The sequence below is a fragment of the Streptomyces sp. NPDC048211 genome (genome assembly GCF_043202315.1).
Lineage (GTDB): Bacteria > Actinomycetota > Actinomycetes > Streptomycetales > Streptomycetaceae > Streptomyces.
Genome location: NZ_JBIDAD010000006.1, coordinates 502362 through 515362 on the forward strand (window position 1 = coordinate 502362; position 13001 = coordinate 515362).

Consider the following 13001-nt stretch of genomic DNA (forward strand, 5'->3'; position numbering starts at 1 on the left):
CGTCGGGCGCAAGAAGGACAGGCGAGCGCCGGGAGCGGCAGGAATGCGAGAGGCCCAGGAGTCCCGCGCCCGTCCGGCCTGCCGGAACCGCCGGTCACACAGCGGCCGCGCGGAGAACGGGAGATCGGGGAATCGGGGGAGCGGGGTGGAGGAAGGGGAAAGGGAAGCCCTCGCGCGCCGGTGAATCAGGCGTGGCGACAGATGGCGCTCGACACACGTCCCAGATCGACGTGGCGGCGCTCCACGAGTGTGACCGTGCGATCACCGAGGGGCTGCATGGGGCAGGAGCCTGCCAATGAGGCATGCGCCTGTCAACGCCGGTCTCGCACTCCGGACGGCACGTCAGCCGGCCCGGCGGCTCCCGCCGGCTTGCGCGTCGGCGCCCGCGGGTGTCATCCCGGGTGTCACAAGAGGCCGCATACCGGTCGCCCGCGCGGCCACCCGGTGTGAGGCTCACCACGAAACGAGCGTTCGGCCACCCCGCGAGAGGCCGGGGCGGGGCTCCTCACGGAGTGCCACGAACGTGCTCGGCCGGCCTGCGATTCCGTGGCCGGAACCCGTCGGTAACCCGCCGTCGATCCGGGCGGCGACTGCCCCGAGGCGGCTGCGGCCGACTGCTCGCCCCCGGGCGCCGATCACTCCGCGTCACTGCTCGGTGCGGCCGTGGAGGGGGTTTCGGGGGTGCTTCTTCCGCAGTCCGGCGGGGCGTCCCCAATTCGGACCAGTGGTCGATCTCGCCTACACTCGGTGGCGTGCCTCGTGGTGATGGACGACTCAACCACGACCTGCTCCCCGGAGAAAAGGGCCCCCAGGACGCTTGCGGCGTCTTCGGTGTCTGGGCTCCGGGCGAAGAGGTCGCCAAGCTCACCTATTTCGGACTGTATGCCCTGCAGCACCGTGGACAGGAGTCCGCGGGCATCGCAGTGAGCAACGGGTCCCAGATCCTGGTCTTCAAGGACATGGGACTGGTCTCGCAGGTCTTCGACGAAACGTCTCTGGGATCGCTCCAGGGCCATATCGCGGTCGGTCATGCCCGCTACTCCACCACCGGTGCCTCGGTGTGGGAGAACGCGCAGCCGACGTTCCGTGCGACCGCGCACGGCTCGATCGCCCTGGGTCACAACGGCAACCTGGTCAACACGGCCCAGCTGGCCGAGATGGTCGCCGACCTTCCGCGCAAGGACGGTCGCGCCACCCAGGTCGCCGCGACCAACGACACGGATCTCGTGACGGCGCTGCTCGCCGGCCAGACCGACGACGACGGCAAGCCGCTCACCATCGAGGAAGCGGCCACCAGGGTGCTTCCCGAGGTGAGGGGTGCCTTCTCCCTCGTCTTCATGGACGAGCACACGCTCTACGCGGCCCGCGACCCGCAGGGCATCCGCCCGCTGGTCCTCGGCCGGCTGGAGCGCGGCTGGGTGGTGGCCTCCGAGTCCGCCGCCCTCGACATCTGCGGCGCCAGCTTCGTCCGCGAGATCGAGCCGGGTGAGCTCGTCGCCATCGACGAGAACGGCCTGCGCACCTCTCGCTTCGCAGAAGCGAAGCCCAAGGGCTGTGTCTTCGAGTACGTCTACCTGGCCCGTCCCGACACGGACATCGCCGGGCGCAACGTCTACCTCTCCCGGGTGGAGATGGGCCGCAAGCTGGCCGCCGAGGCCCCGGTCGAGGCCGATCTGGTGATAGCGACACCGGAGTCCGGCACCCCCGCCGCCATCGGTTACGCGGAGGCCAGCGGCATCCCGTTCGGCGCCGGACTGGTGAAGAACGCCTACGTCGGCCGGACCTTCATCCAGCCGTCGCAGACCATCCGGCAGCTGGGTATCCGGCTCAAGCTGAACCCGCTCAAGGAAGTCATCAAGGGCAAGCGACTGGTGGTCGTCGACGACTCGATCGTCCGCGGCAACACCCAGCGCGCACTCGTCCGGATGCTCCGCGAGGCCGGCGCCGCCGAGATCCACATCCGGATCTCGTCCCCGCCGGTGAAGTGGCCCTGCTTCTTCGGCATCGACTTCGCCACCCGCGCCGAGCTGATCGCCAACGGCATGTCCGTCGACGAGATCGCCACGTCGATGGGGGCCGACTCGCTCTCGTACATCTCGATCGACGCGATGATCGAGGCGACGACGATCGACAAGCCGAACCTGTGCCGCGCCTGCTTCGACGGCGAGTACCCGATGGAGCTCCCGGACCCGGAGCTGCTCGGCAAGCAGCTGCTGGAGACCGAGCTGGCGGCAGGCCCTGCGGCGACCGCCGCGGCCGACGCGCTGCGCCGTCCGTGACCCGGACCGCACGGCAGCCCTTCCACCAGCCCCGTTCTTCCACACGAAAGATCCCAGGCCATGTCTGAGACAACAGGTGCTTCCTACGCGGCAGCGGGCGTCGACATCGAGGCCGGCGACCGCGCCGTAGAGCTGATGAAGCAGTGGGTGAAGAAGACGCAGCGCCCCGAGGTCGCAGGCCTCGGCGGGCTCGGCGGCTTCGCCGGACTCTTCGACGCCTCGGCGCTCAAGCGCTACGAGCGTCCGCTCCTCGCCTCCGCCACGGACGGCGTCGGGACGAAGGTCGACCTCGCCCGCCAGATGGGCGTGTACGACACCATCGGCCACGACCTCGTCGGCATGGTCGTGGACGACCTCGTCGTGTGCGGTGCCGAGCCGCTCTTCATGACCGACTACATCTGTGTCGGCAAGGTGCATCCCGAGCGTGTCGCGGCCATCGTGAAGGGCATCGCCGAAGGCTGTGTGCTGGCCGGCTGCGCCCTGGTCGGCGGCGAGACCGCCGAGCACCCCGGCCTGCTCGGCCCGGACGACTTCGATGTCGCCGGTGCCGGTACGGGCGTGGTCGAGGCCGACCGGCTGCTGGGCCCGGACCGCATTCGCCGGGGTGACGCCGTCATCGCGATGGCGTCGTCCGGTCTTCACTCCAACGGGTACTCGCTCGTCCGCCACGTCGTCTTCGACCGGGCCGGCTGGACGCTGGACCGCGAGGTCGAGGAGTTCGGCCGGACGCTCGGCGAGGAGCTCCTGGAGCCGACCAGGATCTACTCCCTGGACTGCCTGGCGCTGACCCGTACGACCGAGGTGCACGGCTTCAGCCACGTCACCGGCGGCGGTCTGGCGAACAACCTGGCCCGGGTCATCCCGGACTCCCTGCACGCCACGGTGGACCGCTCCACCTGGACGCCCGGCGCGGTCTTCGACCTCGTGGGCAAGGCCGGCCAGGTCGAGCAGCTGGAACTGGAGAAGACGCTCAACATGGGCGTCGGCATGATCGCGATCGTCCCGGCCGATTCGGTGGACGCCGCGCTGACGACCCTGGCCGACCGCGGGGTCGACTCCTGGGTGGCGGGCGAGATCACCGACCGCGGCGCGCACACGACGGGCGCGGAGCTCGTGGGTACGTACGCGCGCTGAGCGCGGGAGCGGTCCGGCGGACGCGCTCGGCGGGGCGGCCGACGGGCTGCGGAAAATCGTACGGTCATGCGCCGGGCGGGCCGGAAGGTCCGCCCGGCGGCCGGACGCCACGACGCATCCGGACCTGGACAGCACAGAACCCGGTCCGGGACAGGCCCGGACCGGGTTGATGTGTCAGCGCGAGGTCAAGCGCCGCGGCGCTGTGACGACGGACCGGACTGGTCGTCCTCGTCGTCGTCATCATCGTTGTACTGATCCGCGTACTGTGCGTACGGGTCATCTTCCTCGTCGTCGTCCTCGAACGGCTCGGCGTTCGGTGGTTGACTCGAAGGTGATGCGCCCAGCTCATTGGCCAGACGCGACAGGTCAGTCCCGCCGCTGCTGTACTTCAGCTGACGGGCGACCTTGGTCTGCTTGGCCTTTGCCCGGCCGCGCCCCATGGCTCGACCCCCTCGGTGACGGGGCTCGACGGCCCCAGAGTCTTGACACGCGTTCATGTTTCAGGACGGACTCTCGACAGAGAGACCGCGCCTGTAGGGCTTTAACGGTACCTGCTTCCGCGGCCATACGGTACGCCGCCCGCATCACACGCCCCGGAAGAGGACCATCGAGGAGCTCCGTCCTCGCTGGTCAACTGCGATTTTAACCTCATATTGGCATGCGACCCGCCGACCGGCGTGAGTCTTGTCTCGCCGGTCGGCGGGTCGGTGGGCGATGCGCGGGAACGGCTCCCCGCAGGGAGCCCGGCACGCTCGGCCGACGGTGCCGGGGGTCAGCCGCGGCGGGCCTCGGCCATGCGCTGCTCGGCGATCCGGTCGGCCGCGGCCGCCGGCGGAATGCCGTCAGCCTTCGCGCGCGCAAAGATGGCGAGAGTCGTGTCGAAGATCTTCGATGCCTTCGCCCTGCACCGGTCGAAGTCGAAGCCGTGCAGCTCGTCCGCGACCTGGATGACACCCCCCGCGTTCACCACGTAGTCGGGTGCGTACAGGATCGCGCGGTCCGCCAGGTCCTTCTCGACACCCGGGTGCGCGAGCTGGTTGTTGGCCGCGCCGCACACCACCGAGGCGGTCAGCACCGGGACGGTGGCGTCGTTCAGGGCGCCGCCGAGCGCGCACGGCGCGTAGATGTCCAGATCTTCGGTACGGATCAGCGCCTCCGTGTCGGCCACGACGGCGACCTCGGGGTGCTTCTCGGTGATCCGGCGCACGGACTCGTCCCGCACATCGGTGATCACGACCTCGGCGCCGTCCGACAGCAGGTGCTCGACGAGGTGGTGGCCCACCTTGCCGACACCCGCGACCCCCACTTTCCGGCCACGCAGCGTCGGGTCGCCCCAGAGGTGCTGGGCGGAGGCGCGCATGCCCTGGAAGACACCGAACGCGGTCAGCACGGAGGAGTCGCCGGCGCCGCCGTTCTCGGGGGATCGGCCGGTGGTCCAGCGGCACTCGCGGGCCACGACGTCCATGTCCGCGACGTACGTGCCGACATCGCAGGCCGTGACGTAACGCCCGCCGAGCGAGGCCACGAAACGGCCGTAGGCCAGCAGGAGTTCCTCGGTCTTGATCTGCTCGGGGTCACCGATGATGACCGCCTTGCCGCCGCCGTGGTCGAGACCGGCCATGGCGTTCTTGTACGACATGCCGCGCGCCAGGTTCAGCGCGTCCGCGACGGCCTCCTCCTCGGAGGCGTACGGATAGAAACGGGTGCCGCCGAGGGCCGGGCCCAGGGCAGTGGAGTGGATGGCGATGACGGCCTTGAGGCCGGTGGCACGGTCCTGGCAGAGCACGACTTGTTCGTGGCCCCCCTGATCCGAGTGGAACAGGGTGTGCAGGACGCCGTCGGTCACATCGGTCACTGTGGTGACTCCCAAGTACGAAGCGGCGGGAAGACCCCCCTGAAGGTGGGGAGGGCCCCGGACCGACCGGCACGGACGGTCCGACTGGGCAAGAGCGTAAGTCCTCCGGGGGCGCGGAACCGGTCCAGTGCCGTGGATCACCCACTACAGGAGTACGGGCGTGACACGATCGCTGCATGTCGGTGGTGTCTTCGGTGCTCGTCCCTTACGCGTCCTACCTCCGGGTTTACGAGCCGCTGTCGGCCTTCCCGGAGGCCGAACGCGCTCATTGGGCCCGCTACGCGGGCGGCGGGCCGGTCCCTACGGCCCAGGACGAACTGCGCCGTTCCCTGGCCGACTTGGCGGCGACCCCGCCGGTCGGTGTGCCGGCGCACGAGAGCGCCGACGCGTTCGTCGCCGAGGTGGACGGCGTGGTGTGCGTCTGCCCGTGGCGGACCCGGCTGCGCGGGTGGCTGGCGCTGGACGGGCTGGCGGACATGTTTCCGGGGGCGGTGCTCGACGCGGTGCTGCCGCCCGTGGTGCGCGGGCAGGCCGTGGCGGACCACGAACGGTGGGCGGAGCGCAATCCTGATGCCCGGCCGTGGATCAGGACGGCGGTGTGGCAGGTCCCGGTGCGCTGGTTCGTCCTGTTCTCGGACGAGGAGCGCGAGTACCGGGAGGCGGGACAGGACGGTGAGCCGCCCGTGCTGCGGTACCGGACGCCGATGGTCCAGGCGCGGCGCAGGCTGGCCCGGGGTCTGAAGACGCTGCGGGAGTCCATGGACGACGGTCCGCTGACCGAGGGGCTCGTGGATGTCGGGCGGTGGCTGGAGGAGTTCCATCCGCGCTCGCTCGTGGAGCTGGACTACGGCGGGCTGGTGCACGCCCTGCCGGCCGAGCAGCTCGCCGGGGACCGGAGCGCCGCGGACGTGGCGGAGGGCATCGCGGCGCTGGGTGCCGGGGACGCCGAGGGCGCGAGCGAGGCGTACGCCCGTCTCGCGGAGCGCTGGAGGGCCGTGAGGGATCGCCAGTTCGCGAACTGACGCTCTATGAACCTGTGGCCTGTGTGACACGTGAGGGTGAAGAGGCGGAACCGTACCCCAGTGGTCGTAGGACCTACGTCCCGAACCGGGCCTTTGCCTCAAGCGTGATGGATAGCACTTACGGGGCCCTTGCGTCCTTCCCTACTCCTCGTGCCAAAATAGGACAAGGAGTCCGGGGAGGACTCCTTCCGTCCAAGTATGGGCGGAATGCTCAGCATTGCACTCTATGGGGGGTCTGATGACTCCTGATCGCTCTGTGACTGATCGTCACGGTGGCGTGACTGTCCGCTATGGCATGGTCCATCGGCTTCCGTCGCTGATGAACACCTGGGAGGGCAATTCCATCGGTTTGGCCGACGTGGCTGGACGGATGGTGTAGTTGTAGTGCCGAGGACAAGCCGTTCGTCCTATAACCGACTCGGCCCGCGTCCGCCATTTCGGGCAACGCGGGTCAAGGTGCAGAATTTAGAGGAAAGAACCGAGATGGTTCGGTTCTCCCGAGGAGGCCGCTCATGACCGCTCGCACCCCTGATGCCGAGCCGCTGCTGACCCCGGCTGAGGTTGCCACGATGTTCCGCGTGGACCCGAAGACGGTTACCCGTTGGGCCAAGGCAGGCAAGCTCACGTCCATCCGCACGCTCGGTGGACATCGCCGGTACCGCGAGGCAGAGGTCCGCGCACTGCTTGCGGGTATTCCGCAGCAGCGCAGCGAGGCCTGACATACCCCTGTCGCCGCGTCACAACTGGGCTTTTGGGTCCCCCAACCCGCATAGCCCACCCATAGCTCCATATGACGGGCGCCCGCCCCAACGGGCGCCATACCTGTGCCATACGGGTGTCGTCATGAGATCGCGCTGGACTCCGCCGGGTCCAGCGCGATCTTTTTGTGCGCCCGGCGGGCGTCGGCACCCGTCGTCCCCCCGGTGTCACGCCCTTATCCGGCCGCTGGAAACCGGGCGTCCGGTTGGCTCCGAGCCGGGCTTGTGCGGACGTATTCGACTCTGTCGGAAGGTGTGCGCCCCGGCCCCGTGGAGGGCGGATCGGGGTGGGGTGGAGGTTCTCGGGGGCACCCCCGCCGAGGGGTGCAATTGCACATATTAAATTCGCCAGTTGTAGGAAGGGTGTAAAGCCACCCCTTCTGAAAACAGTTTCGGTGACACCCGTCACATGGCACGAGTCTTGCCAAGTACGAGCCTGCCACTGCGGTGGAGCGGAACGCCAAGCCATTCGTCACGTGGCGGGAGGACTTTCGTCCCGCGTCCGTGTGGGGCCGCGCCGGTCCCTGGAGCCCTCTTCGGGGTCCTTGGGGCCTCCTCCGGGGTCCGGAGGAGGCATTGAAGGCGCTGAGGGGGCCGGGCGGGCCGGTGTCCGCGGGCGGCCGGACCGTCCTGCGGGGGCCGTATGCGACGGCTCAACGGCCTCCTGCGGGGCTCCGGGGCCCGTCACCGGCTCTGCGGTCCGTCGAGGCGGCCTCGGGGCGGTCACAGGCCCCACGGTCTGTTCCGGCGGCCGGGGGGTGATCACGGGCCGTGCGGTCTGTTCCGGCGGCTCCGGGGCGGCCGGCGGCCGCACGGACCGTTCCGGTGGCCGGGCGTCCGTCACGGGCCGTGTGGTCTGTTCCGGGGCTTCGGGGGCCGTCGGGGGCTCCGCCGTCCCTTCCGCCGGTCCGGGGGCCGTCAGGGGCTCCATGGCGAGCCGCAGCAACCGCGCGCAGACCGCGCAGTGCCGGGTGAGGTGGCGATAGCCCGTAGCCGCCGCCAGATGGGCGCGGAGCAGGGCGCGGATCTCGTGCCGGGGCGCACGCCTGCGCGCGGGGTCGGGGACCCGGGCCGGGACCGGCTCGCGGGCACCGGACCACTCCGGCAGGAAGCCCTCGCCCGTGGACGCCGCCATCCGCGCCACCTCCCGGTGGGTGCGCGCCGCCCCGCCCGGGAAAACCAGGGGCAGCCCTTGGCTTCTGAGTACTCGTCGGCGGACGCCGGAGTCAAGACGCACGAAAGCCCGGATCCAGGGGATCCGGGCTTTCGTCACTGCGGTCCTGACGGGATTTGAACCCGCGGCCTCCACCTTGACAGGGTGGCGAGCACTCCAAACTGCTCCACAGGACCAGGTTTTCGCGGCTGCCTTGCGGCTGGCTGCGAAGACAGACTGTACAGGAGGTCGGAGGGTGCGGTCGACCTCACTCCTGGTGGTGGGGCCGTTACGGCCCCACCGGCGTGCGGGCTACGGGGCCGCGGCGTCGATCGCCTTCACGATCCGCTTGTCGGAGACGGGGAACGCGGTGCCCAGGGCGTGCGCGAAGTAGCTGACCCGCAGCTCCTCGATCATCCAGCGGATGTCCAGGACCTCCTGCGGAACGGGCCTGCCCTGCGGCAGTTGCTCCAGCAGCCAGGCGTACTCGTCCTGCATCTCGTGGACCTTCTCCATGCGCGTGGTGTCGCGCTGGGCGTTCGTCGGCATCTGCTGGAGCCGGCGGTCCTCGGCGACCAGGTAGCGCATCAGGTCGGGCAGCCTGCGCAGACCGGTCAGGGTGACGAACCCCGGCGGCACGAGGCGGGCGAGATGATCCCGTACGTCCGTGACGTTGTTGATCAGGACCAGGCTGTTGGTGGTCTTCAGCCGGCGCTCGCAGGCCTGCCAGGCCGCCAGGATCTGCTGGACCTGGCCGATCGTGCGGACGGTCAGGTCCACCAGGTCGGCGCGCACCTTGTCGTACAGCTTCCGGAACGAGGACTCGTCCCAGGCGGGACCGCCGTGCGCGGCGATCAGCCGGTCCGCCGCCGCCATCGCGCAGTCGTCGAAGAGCGCCTGGATGGAGCCGTGCGGATTACGGGACAGGGCGAGCTTCTGCTGGTTCGTCAGCTTGTCCGAGGCGAACTTCGCCGGATTCACCGGGATGTTCAGCAGGATCAGCTTCCGGGTGCCGCGCCACATCGCCTGCTGCTGCTCGGCCTCTGTGTCGAAGAGCCGTACGGCCACGGTCTCGCCCTGGTCGACCAGGGCCGGGAACGCCTTGACCGGCTGCCCCGCCCGCCGCGTCTCGAAGACCCGGTCCAGCGTGCCGATCGTCCAGTCCGTGAGCCCCGAACGCTCGATGGACTCACCGGAGGGCCCCGCGGTCGCCGCGGCGGCCTGGGAGAGGGCCTGACGGGCCTTGGGGCGCAGCTGGACGCGCAGCGCCTCCAGGTCCTTGTCCTCGGCGACCTTGCGGCGGCGCTCGTCGACGACCCGGAACGTGATCTTCAGGTGGTCCGGGACCCGGCCCAGGTCGAAGTCGTCCGCGGTGACCGGGACGCCGACCATCCGCTGGAGCTCGCGGGCCAGCGTCACCGGCAGCGGCTCCTGCAGGGGCACGGCCCGGTCCAGGAACTTGTCCGCGTAGTTCGGCGCGGGGACGTAGTGCCGGCGGATGGGCTTGGGCAGGGAACGGATCAGCTCGGTGACCACTTCCTCGCGCAGGCCCGGGATCTGCCAGTCGAAGCCCTCGGACGTGACCTGGTTGAGCACCTGGAGCGGGATGTGGACGGTCACGCCGTCGGCATCCGCGCCGGGCTCGAACTGGTACGTCACCCGGAACTTGAGCTTGCCCTGCCGCCAGGAGTCCGGGTAGTCGTCCTTGGTGACGGCCCCGGCCTTCTCGTTGATGAGCATGGAGCGCTCGAAGTCCAGCGCGTCCGGCTCGTCCTTGCGCTTGTGCTTCCACCACGAGTCGAAGTGCGCGCCCGAGACGACGTGTTCGGGAATCCGCTGGTCGTAGAAGTCGAACAGCGTCTCGTCGTCCACGAGGATGTCGCGGCGCCGCGCGCGGTGCTCCAACTCCTCGACCTCACCGAGGAGTTTGCGGTTGTCGTGGAAGAACTGGTGGTGCGTGCGCCAGTCGCCCTCGACCAGGGCGTTGCGGATGAAGAGATCCCGCGAGGCCTCCTGGTCGATCCGGCCGAAATTGACCTTGCGCTGGGCCACGATCGGTACGCCGTACAGCGTGACGCGTTCGTACGCCATCACCGCCGCCTGGTCCTTCTCCCAGTGCGGCTCACTGTAGGTGCGCTTCAGCAGATGTCCGGCCAGCGGCTCGATCCACTCCGGCTCGACCCGGGCGTTGACCCGCGCCCACAGCCGGGACGTCTCCACCAGCTCGGCCGACATCAGGAACCGGGGCTGCTTCTTGAACAGCGCCGACCCCGGGAAGATCGCGAACTTGGCGCTGCGGGCACCCAGGTACTCGTTCTTCTCGGTGTCCTTCAGCCCGATGTGCGACAACAGACCGGCCAGCAGCGAGGTGTGCACCGACTGCTCCGGAGCATCGTCCTCGTTGAGTTCGATGCCCATCTGCTTGGCGACCGTGCGCAGCTGCGCGTAGATGTCCTGCCATTCGCGGATGCGCAGGAAGTTGAGGTACTCCTGCTTGCACATCCGGCGGAAGCTGGAGGAGCCGCGTTCCTTCTGCTGCTCGCGGATGTAGCGCCACAGGTTCAGGAACGCCAGGAAGTCCGACGTCTCGTCCTTGAACCGGGCGTGCTGCTGGTCGGCCTGCGTCTGCTTCTCGGACGGCCTCTCGCGCGGGTCCTGGATGGAGAGCGCGGCGGCGATGACCATGACCTCGCGGACGCAGCCGTTCCGGTCTGCCTCGATGACCATCCTGGCCAGCCGCGGGTCGACCGGCAGCTGCGAGAGCTTGCGGCCCAGCGGGGTGAGCCGCTTCTTCGGATCCTTCTCCTCCGGATCCAGCGCGCCCAGCTCCTGGAGGAGCTGCACGCCGTCGCGGATGTTGCGGTGGTCCGGCGGGTCGATGAAGGGGAACTTCTCGATGTCGCCGAGGCCTGCCGCGCTCATCTGGAGGATGACGGAGGCCAGGTTCGTACGGAGGATCTCCGGGTCCGTGAACTCCGGACGGGTCAGGAAGTCGTCCTCGGAGTACAGCCGGATGCAGATGCCGTCCGACGTACGGCCGCAACGGCCCTTGCGCTGGTTGGCGCTGGCCTGCGAGATCCGCTCGATCGGCAGCCGCTGGACCTTGGTGCGGTGGCTGTAGCGGGAGATGCGGGCGTTGCCCGGGTCGATCACGTACTTGATGCCGGGAACGGTCAGCGAGGTCTCGGCGACGTTCGTCGCGAGGACGACCCGGCGTCCGGTGTGGCGCTGGAACACGCGGTGCTGCTCGGCGTGCGACAGGCGCGCGTAGAGGGGGAGCACCTCGGTGTGTCTGAGGTTGCGTTTGCCCAGCGCGTCCGCCGTGTCACGGATCTCGCGCTCCCCGGAGAGGAAGACCAGGACGTCGCCGGGACCCTCCGTCTGAAGCTCGTCGACGGCGTCGCAGATCGCGGTGATCTGGTCGCGGTCGGAGTCCTCGCTGTCCTCCTCCAGCAGCGGGCGGTACCGCACCTCCACGGGATACGTACGCCCGCTGACCTCGACGATCGGGGCCTCGCCGAAGTGGCGGGCGAAGCGCTCCGGGTCGATGGTCGCCGAGGTGATGACGACCTTCAGGTCCGGGCGCTTGGGCAGCAGCCGGGCCAGATAGCCGAGCAGGAAGTCGATGTTCAGCGACCGCTCGTGGGCCTCGTCGATGATGATCGTGTCGTACGCGAGCAGCTCGCGGTCCGTCTGGATCTCGGCGAGCAGGATGCCGTCCGTCATCAGTTTGACGAAGGTCGCGTCCTGGTTGACCTGGTCGGTGAAGCGGACCTTCCAGCCGACCGCCTCGCCCAGCGGCGTGCTCAGCTCCTCGGCGATGCGCTCGGCCACCGTGCGCGCCGCGATCCGGCGCGGCTGGGTGTGCCCGATCATGCCGCGGACGCCACGGCCCAGCTCCATGCAGATCTTGGGGATCTGAGTGGTCTTGCCGGAGCCGGTCTCACCGGCGACGATCACGACCTGGTGGTCGCGTATCGCCTCCAGGATCTCGTCCTTCTTCTGGCTGACCGGCAGCTGTTCGGGGTACGAGAGGGCAGGCATCCGCCCGGCCCGCAGCGCGAGCCGCCCGGCTGCCTTCGTGGCCTGGGCCGCGATCTCGTCCAGCACGGCCTGCTGGGCCTCGGGCTTGCGAATGCGGCGCGCGCCTTCGAGGCGGCGGCCGAGCCGGTGCGCGTCGCGGAGCGAGAGCTGCCCGAGCTGGGACTGGAGATCGGCAAAGGAAGTAGACATACGGGTTCCAGGATCTCACCCGGGCCCGACGAACGGCGAACCTATTTCGCGCGGTCTCGGTCACCGGACCCGTACAGCCGGGGACGGCGTGATCACAGCACGTACCATTCCGGACAGTTGATCCTCTGTCGACGCCCCCTGCCGGAAGGCCCGCCCGCCATGTCCCGTTCGTCGTGGTGCTGCCTGGTGGCGGCCCTCGCGGTCGTCCTGGGGCTGTTCTGCGGACCGTCGACGGCTTCCGCGTCGCCGTCCCCAGCGGGTCCGTCCGCCGACGTGACGACGAGCCTCGGGCAGGGAGACGGACTTCCGGGCTGCGGCAGGACGGGCAAGCACGACGGCACCGAACCGGCCGTTCCCGGGCGGGCCCGCGCGGCCCACGACCTGGCGCCCGGTCTCGCCGAATGGGGTCTGCCCGCCGCCACCCTCCCGGGCCCGGCGCAGCCGCCCGCACCGATGACGCCGCGCGGACCCGACGCGGCCGCGCCGAGCCCGGTGGAACTCTCCGTACTGAGGGTGTAGACGGCCCGCCCCCGCCCTGCCGTCCCTCCTCATCCCTCCCGCATCACC

The 13001-nt window shown here is 69.6% G+C and carries 10 protein-coding genes and 1 tRNA gene; 5 read left to right on the forward strand and 6 right to left on the reverse strand.

All coding sequences use genetic code 11. The features are described from left to right. Positions 1–185 precede the first annotated feature (185 nt). Positions 186–278, reverse strand: a complete 93-nt coding sequence (locus ACGFZA_RS24570) for a putative leader peptide (protein ID WP_385282077.1) — start codon at positions 276–278, stop codon at positions 186–188. Positions 279–752: 474 nt separating this feature from the next. Here ACGFZA_RS24570 and purF point away from each other — a divergent pair, with 474 nt between their 5' ends. Then, on the forward strand, positions 753–2279 hold the full coding sequence (purF, locus tag ACGFZA_RS24575; protein ID WP_393681862.1) for an amidophosphoribosyltransferase: 1527 nt from the start codon (positions 753–755) through the stop codon (positions 2277–2279). 60 nt (positions 2280–2339) lie between these two features. Next, positions 2340–3413, forward strand: a complete 1074-nt coding sequence (gene purM / locus ACGFZA_RS24580; RefSeq protein WP_385282071.1) for a phosphoribosylformylglycinamidine cyclo-ligase — start codon at positions 2340–2342, stop codon at positions 3411–3413. 185 nt (positions 3414–3598) lie between these two features. On the opposite strand, the gene ACGFZA_RS24585 is transcribed toward purM, so the two are convergent. Both ACGFZA_RS24585 and ACGFZA_RS24590 read right to left on the reverse strand, forming a co-directional pair. Next, entirely contained in the window at positions 3599–3853 is a 255-nt protein-coding gene (locus tag ACGFZA_RS24585) for a DUF3073 domain-containing protein (protein WP_385282068.1), read from the reverse strand. Between the two features lie 332 nt (positions 3854–4185). Next, positions 4186–5268, reverse strand: a complete 1083-nt coding sequence (locus ACGFZA_RS24590) for a Leu/Phe/Val dehydrogenase (RefSeq protein WP_393681865.1) — start codon at positions 5266–5268, stop codon at positions 4186–4188. A gap of 176 nt (positions 5269–5444) precedes the next feature. On the opposite strand from ACGFZA_RS24590, the gene ACGFZA_RS24595 reads away from it, so the two are divergent. Then, positions 5445–6290, forward strand: coding sequence for a hypothetical protein (locus ACGFZA_RS24595; RefSeq protein WP_385286299.1), 846 nt, complete (start codon positions 5445–5447; stop codon positions 6288–6290). A gap of 512 nt (positions 6291–6802) precedes the next feature. Continuing rightward, positions 6803–7009 carry a developmental transcriptional regulator BldC gene (bldC, locus tag ACGFZA_RS24600; protein ID WP_003949541.1) on the forward strand — a complete coding sequence of 69 codons (207 nt, stop codon included), beginning with the start codon at positions 6803–6805 and terminating at the stop codon, positions 7007–7009. A gap of 511 nt (positions 7010–7520) precedes the next feature. On the opposite strand, the gene ACGFZA_RS24605 is transcribed toward bldC, so the two are convergent. The 3 genes from ACGFZA_RS24605 to hrpA form a co-directional block, all read right to left on the reverse strand. Next, on the reverse strand, positions 7521–8183 hold the full coding sequence (locus ACGFZA_RS24605; protein ID WP_393681867.1) for a DUF6274 family protein: 663 nt from the start codon (positions 8181–8183) through the stop codon (positions 7521–7523). Positions 8184–8323: 140 nt separating this feature from the next. Further along, positions 8324–8398: transfer RNA gene (locus tag ACGFZA_RS24610), tRNA-Asp, on the reverse strand. 115 nt (positions 8399–8513) lie between these two features. After that, a complete protein-coding gene (gene hrpA, locus ACGFZA_RS24615; RefSeq protein ID WP_393681869.1) occupies positions 8514–12434 on the reverse strand; it encodes an ATP-dependent RNA helicase HrpA in 3921 nt (1306 codons plus the stop codon). A gap of 159 nt (positions 12435–12593) precedes the next feature. Between hrpA and ACGFZA_RS24620 the strand changes: the two genes are divergently transcribed. After that, complete coding sequence (locus tag ACGFZA_RS24620; protein WP_385286294.1) at positions 12594–12953, forward strand: hypothetical protein; 360 nt, start codon at positions 12594–12596, stop codon at positions 12951–12953. The last annotated feature ends 48 nt before the right edge of the window (positions 12954–13001 follow it).

Coding starts and splice junctions, on each gene's coding strand:
- purM (WP_385282071.1), top strand. CDS start 2,340: ATGTCTGAGACAACAGGTGCTTCCTACGCGGCAGCGGGCGTCGACATC.
- ACGFZA_RS24585 (WP_385282068.1), bottom strand. CDS start 3,853: ATGGGGCGCGGCCGGGCAAAGGCCAAGCAGACCAAGGTCGCCCGTCAG.
- bldC (WP_003949541.1), top strand. CDS start 6,803: ATGACCGCTCGCACCCCTGATGCCGAGCCGCTGCTGACCCCGGCTGAG.
- ACGFZA_RS24605 (WP_393681867.1), bottom strand. CDS start 8,183: ATGGCGGCGTCCACGGGCGAGGGCTTCCTGCCGGAGTGGTCCGGTGCC.
- hrpA (WP_393681869.1), bottom strand. CDS start 12,434: ATGTCTACTTCCTTTGCCGATCTCCAGTCCCAGCTCGGGCAGCTCTCG.
- ACGFZA_RS24620 (WP_385286294.1), top strand. CDS start 12,594: ATGTCCCGTTCGTCGTGGTGCTGCCTGGTGGCGGCCCTCGCGGTCGTC.
- ACGFZA_RS24595 (WP_385286299.1), top strand. CDS start 5,445: ATGTCGGTGGTGTCTTCGGTGCTCGTCCCTTACGCGTCCTACCTCCGG.
- ACGFZA_RS24570 (WP_385282077.1), bottom strand. CDS start 278: ATGCAGCCCCTCGGTGATCGCACGGTCACACTCGTGGAGCGCCGCCAC.